This is a genomic window from Streptomyces sp. RKAG337 (genome assembly GCF_023701715.1).
Taxonomy (GTDB): domain Bacteria; phylum Actinomycetota; class Actinomycetes; order Streptomycetales; family Streptomycetaceae; genus Actinacidiphila.
This window is the reverse complement of the sequence record NZ_JAJOZA010000001.1, coordinates 7,310,916-7,327,446: the sequence shown is the minus strand read 5'-3', so window position 1 is coordinate 7,327,446 and position 16,531 is coordinate 7,310,916. Positions and strand designations below refer to the sequence as shown.

Sequence of the window (16,531 nt, the reverse complement as noted above, 5' to 3'; positions counted from 1 at the left end):
GCCCCGGTCTACAGCCAGTAGACGTCGAGCGACACGGCATGGCCGTACGCGTGCCCAGCCGCACGCACTCGCAGCCAGGGGCCCCGCGTTCGGTCAGTGGACGCGCCGGTAGCTCGCGCCGTCCCTCGTCCGGGCCAGCAGGCCGCCCTCCACCAGATACCGGCGCAGCGCCGAGCTGTCTTCGTGCACCGTGTGCAGTGCCTCGTTGACCTCTCGCTCGGTGTACTCCCGGTCCCGCTCGAACAGGGTCTCCGTGAGGTGGACGAGCAGCTGCTCGCGGCGGGCGGTCTTGCGCGGGATCGCTACCAGTCTCCCGTGGGAGAACAGGCCGGCCACCCCTTGTGAACTGCTTGGATCGTTGTCGGACATGACCGGAAGCCTCCCCCACCCGCCGACCACCCGGCAACGTGTTTTCAGGGGCCGGCGGATCTGCGGATCACGTACTCACCGGGAGGCCATTGCCATCTCCGTCGACATCCCCAGGTCGCTCAGGGGCGCGCGGACGCACGGACGCGCAGGTGGTCGACCTCGTACGACATGGCCGTCACGTCCGCCTCCGGCGCCGGGTGGTATCTGCCACCGCACACCGAGAGGTTCACGATCACGTAGGCGTGCCAGTTGCGGCCCACGCCCTTCCCGTCGGCGAAGGCCTGGGTGCCGTTGACCCACCAGATGACGGATCTCGCACGGAACTCGACCTTCAGATCCACCCAGGCACCGGGATGGATCGACGCGTCGGTGTAGGAGCGGTGGGCGCCCCTGACATGGTTCGACAATTCCAGCAGATGCGGATTGTCGGGATGGTATTCGAATACGTCGATCTCGTTTCCGCCGTCCCGCCACGTCCAGATCGCCGGCCAGGCCCCGATCGCCTCGGGCAGCCGGACCCGGGTCTCCAGAATGTCGCCGGTACGGAGGGTGAATTCCTCCGCACTGCCTTCGGTGGTCAGCAGTCCGGTGTTCCAGTTGCCGTCGGGACGGCGGGTCGCCCGGAACGATCCGCTGCGACAGTAGTCGGCATCGGTCACGAGGTGATCGAGTTTGTCGTCCCCCGGATTCACCGGCCCGCCGTCCGGATACGCCCATGAATGCCCGGCGACCCACTGCTCCTGCGAGGTGAAGTCCGCCGTGAACCGGAGGTTCTCCTCCGTGGAGCGCGTGTTCCCCTCCATCGGCGGCGGTCCGCCGGGGGCGGGAACGGAATGCTTGGGCCCGAGTTTGTTGGTGAGCCATTCCAGGAGCACCGATCCTCGTTGGTTCACGTTGCCCCTCCTCTCGAAATCGAAACGCGAACTCGAAACTCGAAAACGGAGGCCGTCATCCGGCCCCGGTTGATTCATACGGCGACGGAACAGGGCGGACGGGACAGAGGATCGGCTTTCAACTCGGCTTCATGCTAGGGGAATCATTCCCCGGCGCGCCCGGAACGACGCGCGGCACCACCCGTACGATGCGATCTGCGTCGGAGCTGAATACGAACAGCGCTCGAAGGGGGCGACCTCGTAAGGGGTCCACGTCACCTGGTCCTCACGGGCCACCGGGCGCACCATGACAGAGGCCGAGTCCGCCGAACGGAAAGAGATGCCCGCGTCATGACGCAGAATCCAGTCCCCGCCGTCGAGTCGGAAACGTTCGAGGAGTTCACCGTCCCCGTCGAGGGAGGGGAGCTCGCCGTACTGCGCTGGCCGGCGGCCGTGCCGGACGCGCCGGTGGTGCTGGCGCTGCACGGGATCACCGGCAACGCCCTGTCCTGGGCGCGGGTGGCCCATCATCTGGCGGGCCGCGTCACCCTGCTCGCCCCCGATCTGCGCGGGCGGGCAGGCAGTGCCGCGGTACCGGGACCGTACGGGATCGCCCGCCACGCCGATGACGCGGCGGCTCTGATGGCGGCGGTCGGTGCGCGGCGCGTGGTGCTGGCCGGACACTCCATGGGCGCCTTCGTGGCGGCCGTGGCCGCGGTACGCCACCCGGATCGGTTCCCCTCCCTGCTGCTGGTGGACGGCGCGGTCGGCTTTCCGGCACCGCTGGAGCTGGAACCCGACGAGCTGATCACGGCTGTCATCGGACCGGCCATGAGCCGGCTGTCGATGACCTTCCCGGACCGGGCCACCTACCGGTCCTTCTGGCAGGCGCATCCGGCCTTCGGCTCCCCCTGGGAGCCCTGGGTGGACGCCTATCTCCAGCGCGACCTGGTCGGGCAGGAGCCGGAACTGCGGTCCTCCTGCCGGATCGAGGCGGTGCGCACCGACGGTGTCGACCTGTTCTCCGAGGACGTCCTGGCCGCCGTCCACCATCTGCCCGGCCGTGCCCGGCTGTTGTGGGCGGAGCGCGGTCTGATGGACGAGCCGCAGGGGCTGTACGACGAGGAGCGGCTGGCCGCGGCCGGCCTGGACCACCCGAACGTCACCCCGCTGAAGCTGGCGGGCACCAACCACTACACCATCCTCATCGGCGACGACGGCGCCCGGACGGTGGCCCAGCACCTGGTGGAACTGGCGGGTTCGTCCTGACGACGGGCGGAACGTGGCCGCCGGTGGTATCCAGTCCACTGTGGAAGAACAACGTGATGTGAACGACCCGGTCCAGATGTCCCGGCAGCCGCGCCTGCTGTCGACCTACTGCGGCAACTGCTCGTGCTGCGGAGATGGTGCCTGCGTCAGAGGTCCGGACAACGGCTGCCCGGTGAATCTGGAGAGCGTGACGTCCTGCCCCTGTCTGACGGAGTGACCCGTACGGCTCAGCGGCCGGATCCGGTCCTGCTGCTCAGCCGCGCAGCGGGAACGTCTCCGCGTCATGCCAGTGGGCGCCGTCCCAGACCACGAGCTGCACCGCGGCGACGCGGGTCGTGAAGGGAAGCCCGGCCGTCAGAGCGGTCTCGATCGTGTCGAACACGCCCGGATCCGGGCTGTAGGCGACGGTCAGATGGGGTGCCGCGTCGGCGTACCGGCCGCCGTACGGCTGTGCCTCCGGCCAGCGGTCGACGACGCCACGGGTGAGCGCCCGGAGGGGGCCGTCCGGTTCGGGGACGAGATGGAGCATCGCGGGAAAGCGTCCGCAGCGGCGGAAGCTCAGCTCGAACGGGGCGTGAGCGCCCAGCGACTCCCGCAGGGCCTCGATGACGGGAGCATCGATCCGCGCGTGGTCCAGGAACGGGTAGAGCACCGACACATGCGCCGGGACCCCGGTCGCCGCGGCGGGGTCGAACCGCCGCCGCCACTCCCCCACCAGGGGTTCCGCCTCCGGCACCTTGATGACCAACGCCGTTCGGCCCGCCGGATGCCGCGCACTGCCCTCTGACGCCATTGCTCCGGTCCCGGTCCCGTCGATCGTCCTGCCGTCGCTGCCACCGTCACGGCGGTCACTGCCGCCACTGCCCAGGAGGCTATCGCAGCCGCCGCCAACGGTTCCCCGGCGGCGGCTCGTTGGGGGCGGCTCGTTGGCGAACGGCTCGGACCTCGCGCACTATTGGTCCAGACCTTGACAGGTCCAGACCAATCGGGTTGAGTGCAGGGCTATCCCCACTCGATCCCCCACTAGGAGTGGCCCCGTGTCAAGAAAACGGATCATGGCGTTCCTCACCGCTCTGATCGTCGCGGTCGGACTGGCGGTCCTCGTACCGCTGGCCTCCACCGCTTCCGCCGCGCAGTGTACGACCGCGTGGAACGCCTCCACGGTGTACACCGGCGGCCTGTCCGCGTCCTACAACGGTCACAACTGGTCCGCGAAGTGGTGGACCCAGAACGAGACCCCCGGAAACGCCGCGGTCTGGGCCGACCAGGGTGCCTGCGGCAGTACGGGTGGCTCCGGCGGCACCACCGGCGGCACCGGATCGTGCGACTACCCCGCGTGGGTCGCGGGCCGGCCCTACGTCACCGGTGACGTCGTCAAGTACACCGACGGCAACGCGTACCGGGCCGAGCACGACAATCCCGGCTACGACCCGGTCATCAGCACCTGGTACTGGGAGCCGTACACCTGCGGCGGATCGCCGACCACACCGCCCGGCCAGAGCGGCTTCCCGGTCAGCGAGTCCCAGTTCAACCAGATGTTCCCGAGCCGCAACTCGTTCTACTCCTACAGCGGCCTGACCGCGGCCCTCAGCGCCTACCCCGGCTTCGCCAACACCGGGAGCGACACCGTCAAGCGGCAGGAAGCCGCCGCGTTCCTGGCGAACGTCAACCACGAGACCGGCGGACTCGTCTACATCGTCGAGCAGAACACCGCCAACTACCCCCACTACTGCGACGCGAGCCAGTCCTATGGCTGCCCCGCCGGCCAGGCCGCGTACTACGGGCGCGGTCCGATCCAGCTGAGCTGGAACTTCAACTACAAGGCCGCGGGCGATGCACTCGGCATCGATCTGCTCCACAACCCCAACCTCGTCCAGAACGACTCGTCCGTCGCCTGGAAGACCGGCCTGTGGTACTGGAACACCCAGAGCGGTCCCGGCACCATGACCCCGCACAACGCCATGGTCAACGGTGCCGGCTTCGGCGAGACCATCCGCAGCATCAACGGAAGCATCGAATGCAACGGCGGCAACCCCGCCCAGGTGCAGAGCCGGATCGACGCGTATCAGCGCTTCGTCCAGATCCTCGGTGTCCCGGCCGGCAACAACCTGGGCTGCTGAGTCCCGCTTCTCCGGACGTCCGGACGGAACGGCTCACGGACACGGCGATCTGACCGCCGTGTCCGTGAGCCGTTCGTCAGTCGTCAGTCGTCGGTCGTCAGTTGTCCGGGCTCCGGGCTCCGGTTGTCAGCAGGTGGGCAGGGAGTCGTCCCAGGCCGGCCCCTTGATGTAGATGTTGCTGATCCAGCCCTGCTGGTCCGCCAGCCGGCTCCAGCCGTCGTTGGTGTAGCCGTCGGCGGTGACGCTCTCGCTGTGCTTCTGGCACACCACGGTCACCTGGGTCGGCCCCGCCAGCGTGGTGACCACCCCCGACCCGGAGGTGGCGTCCTGGTGGACGCGCACGTTGGTGCCCCAGGTCGTACGGGTGTTGCCGTGGGTCTCGCCGCCCGGACTGCCAGGATCACCGTCGCAGGCCGGCACGCCGTCGAGCCAGGCGGCACCCTTGACATAGATGTTGGAGATCCACGCCTGGCGGTCGGCGAGGTGGCTCCAGCCGTCGTTGGTGATCCCCTCGGCCGTCACCGACTGGCCGTGCACCTGGCAGTCGATCGACACCGCGGTCGGACCCGGGAGCAGGTCCGCCCGCTCGCTGGTGGCCGTCGGAGCGGTGTGCAGGTAGACGTTGGTGCCCCACGTCATGTGATCGCCGCCCACCGCCCCGCCGCTGCCGCCCCCGCAGGTGGGGACGTCGACCAGCCATGCGGCGCCCTTGACGAAGATGTTCGACACCCAGCCGTTGTAGTTGGGCAGGAAGCTCCACGCGTCGTTGGTGATGCCCGACGCCGTCACCGACTCGGCGTGCTTCTGGCAGGAGATGTCGATGTCCGTCGGGCCGGCCAGGGTGGTCACCAGCCGGCCGGCGGCCGAGGGGATCGCCCGGATGTTGACATTGGTACCCCAGGTGGAGTGGGCACCAGCTCCCGGCGGTGAACCGTCACAGGCCGGGATGTTGGGGAGCCACGCCGGTCCGCGGACATAGATGTTGGAGACCCAGCTGCCACCGATGTCCGGCAGATGCGACCAGACGTCGTTGGTGTAGCCCTCGGCCGTGACCGACTGGGCGTGCTTCTGGCAGTCGATCCGGATCGCCGTCGGACCGCTGAGCGTCGTGTACACCGGCCCCGACGTCGACGGTGTGGTGTGCGTGCGGACGTCCGTGCCCCAGGTGGAGTTGGGACCGCCGACGCCCCCGCCGCCCCCGCTGCCGGAGCCCGACGGGCGGACCGCGCCCATGTAGTCGTGGTGGTTGGACATGGGTGACACCCGGATCTTCTCGTTGGACTGCGGGGCCTCGGCGATCAGCCCGGTGCCCAGATAGATCGCGGTGTGATGGATGTTCGCGGAGGTGCCGAAGTAGACGATGTCCCCGGCCCGCAGCACGCTCTCACCCATCGGCGGACCGAACCGCACCGACCACGGCGCCCGGTAGGCCGAGTCCGCCGTGCGGTCACCGATGATGTCGTACCCGGCGGCCTTGTAGTAGGCGAAGCGGACGTAGCCGGAGCAGTCGAAGCCCTTGCGGAACGGGTCGTTGGCACTGCGCACGGGGTCGGACCGGTCGACCGAGCCGAACGTCGCCTGCGGTGGCGAGACGCTGTGTCCGCCGCCCCAGGTGTACCAGGTGTCCTGGGCGATGACGGAGCAGGCGGCCGCGATGGCGGCGGCGCCCATCGGGTCGGTGTCGGTGTGCGGTGCGCACGGGGTGTTGGGGTTGGGATCCGATCCGCCCGATGCGGCGAAGCTGACCGCGGTGGACACCGCCTTGGCCGCCATGCGGTTCGCCGTCGCGCCGTGGTCACCGGCGCCGTACTGGGTGTGTGCGGGAAGGCTGTACGCGAACTGCTGCACCAGGTCGTCCGTACTGGGCGGCCCGGGACGGTTGCAGACGTGGTCGTCGGTGCGGCACACGTCGAAGTACCGGCCGTCGCCGATGAATCCGGCGAAGGCTCCGGGGACGCTCAGCCGCCCCAGCAGGCCGCCGTCGGCGACGGCGGACGTGCCGGTGCTGAAGTCCGGGTTGATGGTGAGCATCGCACCGGCCTGGGCCATGCCGATCTGGCCGTTGTTGCGGCTCGGGTCGGCGACGGTGAGCACGGCGCCGATGGTGTCCGCGTGGGACTGCACGACGGGCAGCTGCAGCGCCGACTTCACGACGTGCGCGCCCATCGAGTAGCCCAGCAGGATCAGATGGGGATGGTTGGCGCACCCCGCGTAGAAGTTGACCTCGCTGGCCAGCCGGTCACGGCCGATGCCCAGACCCGTCCAGTAGTCCGGCAGGCCGCCCGGCAACGGGCGGGAGATCAGTGACGCCGGGTACTTGAGGTTGCGGACCTTGATCGCCTGGTCCTGGACGCCCTTGTCGTGCAGGGACTGCACGATCCCTGCGATGAACCAGCTGTTGACGCCGCTGGAACCCCATTCCATCCCGGCGCCCTGGTGTGTGGTGTCCTCCTCGGTGCCGTACGCCGAGATCACCACCCAACTGGGCCCGCAGACCGGGTCCCCCGGATCAGGATTCGGATAGTCGGCGCGGGCGTCCGGGGCCGCGCCGAGCGTCGTGGTCGCCACCATCGCCAGCAGGACGGAGAGGAGCAGAAGCCACCGTGGCAGCCTCGACCTGGTAGTCACATTCACTGTACGAGAGCCCTTTCATGCACTGCCGTTTCCTGCGCTGCCGCGGCATCGGCCGAAGGGGACACGGAGGGCGTCACCGCGAAGGCCGTTGTCGGTGCACCATCAAGGTGCAGGTGCGGGGACAGCATGCGGCGGGGCGGCCGGACGGGCAATCATTTCGAGCACAGGCTAAACGGCCCCCGCGGGAGCGGACTGTCGACCAGGCCCGGCGTACCCCCGCCGAGCAGCCGGAGGCCCAGCGGGGTCGCCGTGTGCAGAACGTACTTGCCGTCACGGCGGCTGGCCACGAGCCCGCCGTCCCGCAGCACCCCGATCTGGTAGCTGACGCTGGGCAGGGTGACGCCGACGGCCTCGGCGACCTCCGAGGTGGTCCGGGCGTTCCGGTTGGCCACCTCGGCCAGTACCGCGGCCCGGGTCCTGCCCAGCAGGCGCACCAGTCCCTGTTCCGTCGCGCCCTCGCCGTCGAGCGGCACCTTCGCCACCGGATAGACGAGCACCGGAGTCAGGCCCGGGTCCGCGAGCGCGGTCGGACGCCCCCAGCAGAAGTACGAGGGCACCAGCAGCAGCCCGCGCCCCGCCAGGTGCAGGTCACGGTCGACCGGGTAATCCACTTCCAGCGTCGGGGAGTTCCACCGCGCCAGCGGGCGCAGTCCTTCCAGCAGCGCCTGGGTGCCGCCGCCCAGCAGCGTGCTCGCCCGCCGGCCGATATCGTTGTCAATCGCAGTCCGGATGCGCGGCCAGAAGGGCTGCAGCAGCGCCCGGTGGTAGGTGGCGAGCGCTTTGGTGAGCGGGACGAGCCCCTTGTCCCCCGGCCGGCCCAGCGTCGTGGCCCAGGCCGGGACCGGCCGGGACTCGGCAAGCCGTGTCAATTCACGGGTCAGTTGTCCCCGGGGAGTGCCGCGCACCTGGTCGATGCCGGCGAACAGTTCGCCGCCGGTATTGCTCGGTGTGAGAAAGTCCGGAATGTAGCCAGAAGGGGGGATCAATAGCCGCAGCAGATGCAGCGCCCCCTTCACAACGGGATCTCTGCGCAGCCGGTCATATGCCGTACCGCGCCATTGGCCGAAATCAAGCGGCCCCTGTCTGGTCTGCAGACGACAGACACTGCACACCAGTTCCCACAGCGGGTCGGGGTGCTGGGCAATACGAATGTTCTGCAGGTCGTGGGGGGTGAAGTGAACGCGGAGCATGCAGCCTCTTTCGCTCGCAGGCCCAATGCGGGGCGCGGCCGTACCGGTTCGGCGGGGCCATGGGTAAAGACCCGCACCGGCTCTCCAAGGTTGCCTCCTGCCCCGGCTTCGCGCGGGGCAGGAGGCCGAACGCGTCAGGTCTCTCCTGCAATTCCTCTTTGTCGTTGCTCAAGGAGACTGTTTAAGGAGTCCGAGACCCGCTGCCACCGAACTCAGCCGGGAGAACGTGGAGTAGGCGGTATCCGGGGTGCAGTATTTGTTGCCGCTGCTCACCACACCGATGACGCGGCCACCGGCGATCAGTGGTCCCCCGGAGTCCCCGGGACAGATGCTCTCCGGCGCGGCACCACGGGGCAGTCCGCAGATCTTCACCGCCGAGGTGGAGGACCACGGGCCGCAGTCACTCATCGGAGCCAGCTTGAGCGTCGCCTCCTTCAGCCGGCGACCCGCGGCGGCCGTGTCACCGTTCGCCACGGCTGCCTCGGTTCCCGTCCGCCCCCAGCCCAGGACGGTGGCCGGGCGCCCGTAGCCGTAGAGGGCGGAGTCCGACGGCCGGGCCACCGGGATCGTCCTGTACGGCAGAGCCTTGTCGAGAGTGACGACCGCGGCGTCGTAGTCACCCGCGAAACCCTGGTAGTCCGGGTGGACCTTCACCTTCACCCCGTGCCGGACCTGCCCCTTGGTGGTGCCCAGGTCGGTACGCCCGCCGATGAAGCGCAGGCCGGTCACATCCATGTCGTCGAAGCAGTGCGCCGCGCTGAGCACCTTGTCGGGAGCGATCAGTGCCCCGGTGCAGAGCTCCTGCCGGTCCGGAGTCTCGATCGCGATCAGGTAGGGGTACTTGTCGGTCGTGGCGGGCTTGCCGCCGAACACCGCCGAGGCCGAGCCGGACAGGGTGACGACGAGTCCCGCCGCGGCCATGCCGGCCATCGCGAGACGCACACAAGCCTTCATCGAACCTCCTGGAAGTGCTCCGACCACTGGATCACTGAGACGAGGCCGCGGGACGCCTGGTTGCACCCCGGCCGGACAGCGGCGTCAGCGGCTCGTCCGGGCCGCCCGCACCGGTGTGGCCGGCCGGTCACGCGCCCGCCGTGCTCACGGCCCGTCCCCGCACTACGGGTGGTACAGCGCGCGAGCCCGCTCGCCGTCGACGGGCCCGTCCGCAGGGATCCGCAGGAAGTACCGCAGCTGCCAGGCCTGAGCGGCGCGGGCCTGGCGGTTCACCGCTGTGACCCAGGGCGGGTACACGCGGAAGGCCCGTTTCCCGCCGATGCCGTTCCTGGACACCACGTCCCGTTCGCAGAGCACCTCCCGTGGGAACACGAACTGCCCGAAGTGCTGATCCTCGCGCGAACTGATCACGAAGAGGTCGACGGGGTCCGTGGAGTCGAACGGCTGAATGGGCCCCTCCGGGGACCGCTTCCACACGGTGACGAACTGCCCGATCTTCGTCGGCGTCGTCCTGGCCGCCCGGAACCTGACGGAGGCGCCGTTCAGGGTGAACTCGTGCGCACCGTAATCGGCGCTCTCCGCCTCGGGGACCGGCCGGGAGCAGACGAAGCCGTTCACGTCGTACACCCGTTCCTTCGCCGCGCGCAGATCGCTGTGGACCGGCCCGGCGGTCGAGGTCCACGGCTCGAAAGCGGTGCTCATCCCAGGATCGGTGCTCATCCCCGATCTCCGGTTTCGGCGTCGTCGGCGGTGGGCCGGCCGGCCTGCGGTTCCAGAGTGCGCATGGACGTCTCCATCGTGGGATCGGGTGCGTCTTCGAACCTAGCCGAGGGCACTGACAGTGGGACCGGACGGCAGCCCGGGGCCCCGGGTACCGGCCGGCGAACGACGGTTCCCGGCCCTCCGCAGAGACCCCTTTCCGGCAAAGTACAAGGTCCAGACCCCCTTCCCCTGTCGGCCGGCCGCGGGATACCCCTGTCAGGGACACCCGGCCGCACCTCGGCCGCACCACTGGAGGGAGTCGCATCATGGACGACGGACGGACGTCATTTCCGGCGCGAGCGGGGGGAACCGGCCCGGACGCCGAGCAGGCCGAGGCGGACGGCGGTTGGTATGTGGACGACCGCTGTACGAACTGCGATGTCGCCCGCCAGCTCGCGCCAGGACTCATCGGCGAGGTCGGCCGTCGCTCGGAGCTGCTGCGGCAGCCCCGCGACGCGGCGGAGCTCCGCCTGCTGCACACCGCCGCCTTCGCCTGCCACACCCGGTCGATCCGCCACCCGTCCCGCGCCCTGGACCCGGCGGCCGACCCCTTCCCGCTGCGTCTGACCGACGACGTCCGCCTGTGCGGGCACAACTCCTCGCACACCGCGGGCGCCAACGCGTATCTCTTACAACGCCCGTCCGGGCAGTTGATGATGGTCGACACCCCGCGCTGGAACCGCGGATTGGCCGCGCGGTACGAGGCGCTGGGCCCCGTCACCGATGTGCTGCTCACCCACCGCGACCACGCGGCCCACGGCCGGCGGTACGCCGACCGGTTCGGCGCCCGGCTGTGGATCCATGAGGGCGACCTCGACGCCTCCCCGGACGCCGATCACGTCATCCGGGGCACGGACCTCGTCGAGATCGCCGAAGGGGTGACCGCGTATCCGCTGCCCGGTCACACCCTGGGGAGCGTGCTGTACCTGGCGGACGAGCGGTACTGCTTCAGCGGCGACAGCTTCTACTGGTCCCGCACCACGGCGGATCTCGAAGTCGCCGAGAGCGTCACCTGGTACTCCATCGAGGCGCTGGCCGCCTCACTGGCCCGCACCGCCGGCCGGCTGCGCTTCGAATGGGTCCTGCCGGGACACGGAGACCGCAAACAGCTCCCCGCCGAGGAGATGGCCCGGCGGCTGCGCGATCTGACCACCCGTACCCAGGCCCTGCGGCCCCGGCCCGTCGACTTCTCCGTCTTCCGCTGGTGAGTGCCGGACGGCGCCGTCATGGTCGGGGTGTCCGGGGTCACCGTCGGCGTATACCGAAAATTTAGCGGCTTGTCAGTGCCGCCTGACAGGATCAGTGTGCTCGGTCCACGAGCGCTACGGGGGATGTACGGGGGATGGGGACAGCATGACGGAATTCCTATGGCCACGGGGGGCGGACGCGGAGGACACCGCCGCGTTCGAGGCCTGGCTCGACGCGCGGGGATGGGAGATCGACCCGACCATGTTCATGGCCGGTGTCGGGGGTCCGGCGGTCCAGGTGCGCCGTATCGGCGAGACGTGGCAGGACGGGGACGACGGGTTGTTGATCCTGCCGGGCGAGTCCGTCACGTTCGACGCCTGGCGGATGAGCGTCATACGGACGACCGGTAGGGGAATGCTCTGCCGCAGCTCGTAAGCCGTGCCGCCCGGCCGTCGCGGGGGACGCGCGGCCGGGCGGATCGGTGTGTCGGGCAGGTCGTCCTCGCCTGGCTCCTCGACGGCGAGCTGCCGGTCATCCCCATCATCGGCGCCAGTTCCACCGCCCATCTCGACCAGGCGTGAGACCCCGTCACACGATGGCGCCGCTGCCGCAGTTGGGACTGCAGGGGCCACCGCGGGACCGAAGGAAGGCTTGTGCCGGTCAAAGGGAAAGGACGCGCCGGAAAAGGGCTCTCTCGGAATCGGAGGGGTGCGTGACGGGAACTCCATCGACCTCGGCCCAGGCATGGAACCGATAGGGATCGTCGACCGTTCCGATGCACCAATCGAGCCGCCGGCCCAGCAGTGCCATCGCCAGCACGGCGCTCAGGGAGAGTTCGAGGCAGGCGGCCCGTCCGGGGAATCGGCGTGCCACGGCCTCAACCGCGATCACCGCCCACAGCGCCTGCTCCTGCGTGGCGGCCACTCGGCACCATCGCTGCCGGGCCCCGACCAACGCGACGGTGAGCCGGAACGGGAGTCGTAGCAGCAGCAGCGCGATGGCGAACGCCAGCTGGGGAAGCCCCCGATGGGATCGCGACCGCGGTGCCGTCCGTGCGGCCGGGATCTTCTCGGCCGGCTCCCCCGGGCTCCGCGGCTCCCCCGGCTGCCCGGACACCACCAGCCCGCGCGCGGCCAACCCGGCAGCCAGCTCTTCCGCGTCCGACCGGACTTGGGTGCGCTGCTCCCGTGGGTAGCGGTGTACCATGGCGTCGACGGCGGAATCGAAGTCGCCGGTGCGCTGCCACTCCTGCCAGAGCGTGTGCGCGGTGGAGTTCAGGGCGTACCACTGCCCCGAGTGTGCGTTCAGCAGAACGCTGCCGCCGTGCGGGGCGACGCTGTCATGGATGTGCTCGGGGATGTACAGGTCCGGCATGGGTGCCCTCTCCTCAGGAAGGTGGGTCGGTCCGCGGGGGGCGTCAGTCCAGACCGCGGAGCCACAGTTCGGCACTCAGCAGCCGGTTCAGCGCCGCCAGTGGAGCCCGGATCCCCATCAGCACCCGGTCGAGCGAACCGACGACGGCCCGGGGGTCGATGATCCCGAGGTCCGCCAGTCGCGAGCCGGTGAGCACTGATCTGATCTCCTGCGCGTGCAGCCGTGCGCCCTGGTAGTCCTCAGCCGTGTAGTTCCCCTTGCCGCGCCTCGTCAGCACGGGTTCCGGCACCAGACCGGCCAGCGCGGCTCCGAGCAGTGGTTTGACGGTGCGGGGGTCGGCCCGGCGGTACGACGGCAGTCCCGTACACGCCCTGACCACGTCGTTGTCGAGGAACGGGGCGTGCGGCCACACCGCGAACTCACGTGCCGTATCCGACAGTTGGTGCTGGACGGTCGCCGCGATACGGAGTTCGGTGAGGGCCGTCCGGTCGCCCACGCCGAGGCCCGGTGTCACCGTCCCGGTCCGTGCGCGGCTTCTGGCCAGCCCGGCCAGCTCGCCTCGCATGGCCCCGGTCAGCCAGCCGGCCTCGGATCCCGGGTCCGGCCACCATGCGATGGTGTCCAGCCACTGCGGGATGCTCTCCGACGGCCGTTCCAGGCGGTCGGCCAGCCCTTCCAGCGCTCCGGCCGGGGAAGTTCGTGACAGGCGCAGCGCGCGGGCGGCCACGGCCGTGGGCGCTTCGCGGCGGGCTCGCGCCACCTCGCGGCAGTGCCGCAGGAAGGTGCGCGGTCCGCCCTGGCGTGCGAGGTCGGCCAGATGGCCGGCGGCCGGTACGAGGAGGGCGTCGCCGCCCTCGCCACCGAGGTGGATCGTGCTGCCCCCTGCGGCGATGCCCGCGAGCCGGAGTCGCAGCCGGGCGCTGTTCACCGCGGCTGCCTCCGGCTCGCCGGCCGGGCGCACCTGATCCAGTCCGTGGTATGTGAGGGTCTGCCGGGAGCCGGGAAGGACGGTCAGCTCCAGCCGCCCGTCGAGCCGGGCGAACCGATGGGCGTACTCCAGGTCCCCTGAGGGGGCGTCCGGGTGGTGGTAGACGAAGACGGGGAGCGGCGCCGGCGTCCGGTGTGCGGCGAGGAAGGCGAGGGAGGTGGAGTCCAGACCGCCGCTGAAATCCGCGGTGAGCCGTTCCCCCAGGTCCACGCGTGCGCCGACCGCGGCCGTCAGCGCTGTCCTCAGCGCTTCGGCGCTGTCCGCGAGCGACGCGTGGCGGTCCGGGATCAGGGGCTCGTACGTCCACGTCTCCGGATGTCCCGCGGCGTCGATCCGCAGCGCCTGGCCACCACCGAGCCGGTGTACACCGTCGAGGACGGACCGCTCCCCGAGCAGGGGTCCTGCGGTGGGGCACAGGATCTGGGCCGCCAGGGTGGCGCGGTCGGGCCGTACGGGGATGCCCGCCGCCGCTGCCGCGACGGCGGGTTGGGAGCCGAGGCCCACCCGCCCGGGTACGGGGCAGTAGTACAGCGGGAATTGGCCGGCCAGATCGGTGAACGCGAGGAGTTCGTCGTCCCGCGCCACGATGACGAGGTAGCTGCCGGGCCATCGGGTGAGGGCTTCCCAGCGGTCGCTCTCCACCGCCTGGACGAGTCCCGCCCTGAGCTGTCGGTCGTCGGCGAAACACTGCCCCATCGTGACGAGGCCCGCCCCCTGGCAGCTCACGACCCGTAACTCGCCCGATCGCCACGGGCCTCTGGACCACAGGGAGGACAGTCCCGGCCAGACCCTGCTCATCCCGTGCGCCGGGAAGTCCGCCGGGAAGTGCCTCGGGTCGTGCGGCGCGGCATGCGCATCCGCTGATTCCGGGACGGGGGCGGGTACGGGGAATGTGCCGGCCACATACGGCGCACACTGTGCGGGCAAACGGGTCAGCAGGGTCATCGCGCGTCCCGGGTCGGAATGTGCTGCGATGTCACCGGAGTCCTACCAGTAATACTGTGAGTTGGCGTCCGCATTGCCGCTGGAGGAACTCCCCAGGGTCAGTTCCCGGACATGGCCGAGATCGGCGAGGAGCGGGGCCTCGTAGACCGCCGGCCCGTTGTCCTCCGCTGACCTCGGAGAACCCGGTCCGCACTGGACACAGAGGTCATCGGAACACTCGTTCCGCGAAAGGAAAGACATCAGGTCTCCGCAATGGGTCGGCAGTCATCAGTCGCCGCGTGGCCCCGGACCGTTGGACGTCGGGGAACACCGTGCGGCAAGATGAAACTCTACCTGGACTGATGCATCATCAGTTGCCTGATTCCGCCAACGGTCCAGGCGCGTTGTCGCACATCCAGTCGAGGAGTGCCACGTCAGGAACGGCGCCACCGTCCGTGCCGAATAGGACGGGAAACGGTGCGTTCGCGGGTCGATGACATGGGCTCACTTAATTGAACCGGACGGTTGCCGGATTTCCCGTTCCGACTTCAAATCGATCCCGCCCGTCAGCTCTCCTCGATCTCCTCGTCCGCGAGGATCGAGTCGAGCCCGAGGACGAGCGCGCCCAGCGCCTCGGCCCGCTGCTTCAAAGAGCTGAGCCGCAGTTCGAAGTCGGTCGACGGGTCCACGGCGCCCGACAGCGCGAACCGCTCCAGGGCCTCCCTGCAGGGCTTCAGGACCAGGTCCTTGGCCGCGGCGAGCTGCCCGCCGAGCACGATGACGTCCGGGTTGAAGAGGTTGCAGAGTTGCGCGAGCGCCCTGCCGAGCAGCCGACCCGCGTCCTGCAGGGCGCGCACGCACACGGCGTCGTTCGCGTGCGCCTTCGCGATGAGCGCCGCGAGGGAGCCGGGCAGGTCCGCCGAGTTCCCCAACTGCGACTTCCTGACCTGGTCGATGAGGTACTCGGCGCCGATGATGGTCTCCAGGCAACCGCGCCCGCCGCACTTGCAGATCACCCCGTGCGGATCCATGGTCAGATGGCCGAGCTCGCCGGCGATACCGCTGCGGCCCCGCAGCAGGTTGCCGCCGACGATCAGGCCGGATCCGATCCCGGTCGACGCCTTCACATAGACGACGGTCTCCAGGTGTTCGCTCCCGCCGTAGGTCTGCTCCGCGAGAGCGCCGAGGTTGGCGTCGTTGTCCATCACCACACGGACCCCGAGCGCCCTGGCCAGCTCCTTCGCCGGGTCCCCGCCCTCGCTCCAGGGAGGCAGCACCGGGGCGGCGAACGTCCCGCTCCGGGGATCGATCATCCGGGGCACGGCGATGCCCACGGAGATGATGTCGTCGGACGTGCGGCCCGTCTCGGCCACCGCCTGCTCGATCATCCTCTTGACGAGCGGAATCACGTGCGCGAGGCCGCGGTTGGCCCCGTCGGTGCTCTGCTGCACCTTGACCCGGTCGTACTGCTCGTCGACCCGCCGGGCGATCACGGTGACGTGGTTGAAGCCCAGGTCGACGCCCACGGCCACATTGGCCGCGCTCTGCAGACAGACCGGGACTCCGCGGCCGCCCTTTCCCTGGGCGGCCGAGTTGCGCTCCATCCGGACGATGCCGTCCTTCTCCAGATCGCGCACGGCGGTGGAGACCGTGGCCTGTGACAGGAGCGTGCGACGCACGATACCCGCCTGCGTATCGGGTTTGATCATGATGGCGAGGATGATCCGCTTGCGGTTGCTGTCGCGGTGACTCACGGCGGGACGGAGGTGCGCACGTAAGTCAAGCATGAAGTCCCCCGACGACCAGCAGTGATGATTACAACGAAGTTGAAGGCAATAATAATGTCAGGTGTATCTTCAATTCAATTGATTCACCACATCGGATCCA

Annotated in this window: 15 protein-coding genes; 4 read left to right on the top strand and 11 right to left on the bottom strand. The window is 69.6% G+C overall.

What is annotated here, in order from left to right; translation table 11 throughout:
* Positions 1-93 precede the first annotated feature (93 nt).
* Complete coding sequence (locus tag LNW73_RS32460) at positions 94-369, bottom strand: DUF2087 domain-containing protein (protein WP_250992424.1); 276 nt, start codon at positions 367-369, stop codon at positions 94-96.
* Between the two features lie 119 nt (positions 370-488).
* Positions 489-1,172: a glycoside hydrolase family 16 protein gene (locus tag LNW73_RS32455; RefSeq protein ID WP_250993109.1), complete on the bottom strand. Its 684-nt coding sequence runs from the start codon at positions 1,170-1,172 to the stop codon at positions 489-491.
* Positions 1,173-1,592: 420 nt separating this feature from the next.
* Here LNW73_RS32455 and LNW73_RS32450 point away from each other — a divergent pair, with 420 nt between their 5' ends.
* Positions 1,593-2,510 (top strand): alpha/beta fold hydrolase, encoded by a 918-nt coding sequence (locus LNW73_RS32450; protein ID WP_250992423.1) that lies wholly within the window; start codon positions 1,593-1,595, stop codon positions 2,508-2,510.
* 253 nt (positions 2,511-2,763) lie between these two features.
* Here LNW73_RS32450 and LNW73_RS32445 read toward each other — a convergent pair whose 3' ends face one another.
* Positions 2,764-3,303: a 2'-5' RNA ligase family protein gene (locus LNW73_RS32445; RefSeq protein WP_250992422.1), complete on the bottom strand. Its 540-nt coding sequence runs from the start codon at positions 3,301-3,303 to the stop codon at positions 2,764-2,766.
* A gap of 262 nt (positions 3,304-3,565) precedes the next feature.
* Here LNW73_RS32445 and LNW73_RS32440 point away from each other — a divergent pair, with 262 nt between their 5' ends.
* Positions 3,566-4,630, top strand: coding sequence for a glycoside hydrolase family 19 protein (locus LNW73_RS32440; protein ID WP_250993108.1), 1,065 nt, complete (start codon positions 3,566-3,568; stop codon positions 4,628-4,630).
* A gap of 126 nt (positions 4,631-4,756) precedes the next feature.
* Here the strand turns inward: LNW73_RS32440 and LNW73_RS32435 are convergent, their stop codons facing one another.
* From LNW73_RS32435 to LNW73_RS32420, 4 genes are all read right to left on the bottom strand, one after another.
* The gene (locus LNW73_RS32435; RefSeq protein ID WP_250992421.1) at positions 4,757-7,258 is read right to left on the bottom strand and encodes an NlpC/P60 family protein; all 2,502 of its coding nucleotides are present in this window, start codon (positions 7,256-7,258) and stop codon (positions 4,757-4,759) included.
* 158 nt (positions 7,259-7,416) lie between these two features.
* The gene (locus tag LNW73_RS32430; RefSeq protein ID WP_250992420.1) at positions 7,417-8,454 is read right to left on the bottom strand and encodes an ArsR/SmtB family transcription factor; all 1,038 of its coding nucleotides are present in this window, start codon (positions 8,452-8,454) and stop codon (positions 7,417-7,419) included.
* A gap of 168 nt (positions 8,455-8,622) precedes the next feature.
* Positions 8,623-9,408, bottom strand: a complete 786-nt coding sequence (locus LNW73_RS32425; protein WP_250992419.1) for a S1 family peptidase — start codon at positions 9,406-9,408, stop codon at positions 8,623-8,625.
* 162 nt (positions 9,409-9,570) lie between these two features.
* Positions 9,571-10,128: a MepB family protein gene (locus tag LNW73_RS32420; protein WP_250992418.1), complete on the bottom strand. Its 558-nt coding sequence runs from the start codon at positions 10,126-10,128 to the stop codon at positions 9,571-9,573.
* 308 nt (positions 10,129-10,436) lie between these two features.
* Between LNW73_RS32420 and LNW73_RS32415 the strand changes: the two genes are divergently transcribed.
* Together LNW73_RS32415 and LNW73_RS32410 are read left to right on the top strand one after the other, a co-directional pair.
* On the top strand, positions 10,437-11,378 hold the full coding sequence (locus LNW73_RS32415; protein ID WP_250992417.1) for an MBL fold metallo-hydrolase: 942 nt from the start codon (positions 10,437-10,439) through the stop codon (positions 11,376-11,378).
* A 145-nt stretch (positions 11,379-11,523) separates the two neighbouring features.
* Positions 11,524-11,793: a hypothetical protein gene (locus LNW73_RS32410; protein WP_250992416.1), complete on the top strand. Its 270-nt coding sequence runs from the start codon at positions 11,524-11,526 to the stop codon at positions 11,791-11,793.
* 225 nt (positions 11,794-12,018) lie between these two features.
* Here LNW73_RS32410 and LNW73_RS32405 read toward each other — a convergent pair whose 3' ends face one another.
* The 4 genes from LNW73_RS32405 to LNW73_RS32395 all read right to left on the bottom strand — a co-directional run bounded on the left by LNW73_RS32405 (position 12,019) and on the right by LNW73_RS32395 (position 16,398).
* Positions 12,019-12,732 (bottom strand): lasso peptide biosynthesis B2 protein, encoded by a 714-nt coding sequence (locus LNW73_RS32405; RefSeq protein ID WP_250992415.1) that lies wholly within the window; start codon positions 12,730-12,732, stop codon positions 12,019-12,021.
* Positions 12,733-12,775: 43 nt separating this feature from the next.
* Positions 12,776-14,518 (bottom strand): albusnodin/ikarugamycin family macrolactam cyclase, encoded by a 1,743-nt coding sequence (locus LNW73_RS32400; RefSeq protein ID WP_250992414.1) that lies wholly within the window; start codon positions 14,516-14,518, stop codon positions 12,776-12,778.
* A 189-nt stretch (positions 14,519-14,707) separates the two neighbouring features.
* The gene (locus tag LNW73_RS36755) at positions 14,708-14,905 is read right to left on the bottom strand and encodes a lasso RiPP family leader peptide-containing protein (RefSeq protein WP_374117138.1); all 198 of its coding nucleotides are present in this window, start codon (positions 14,903-14,905) and stop codon (positions 14,708-14,710) included.
* A 305-nt stretch (positions 14,906-15,210) separates the two neighbouring features.
* Positions 15,211-16,398, bottom strand: coding sequence for an ROK family transcriptional regulator (locus LNW73_RS32395; protein ID WP_250992413.1), 1,188 nt, complete (start codon positions 16,396-16,398; stop codon positions 15,211-15,213).
* Positions 16,399-16,531 lie beyond the last annotated feature (133 nt).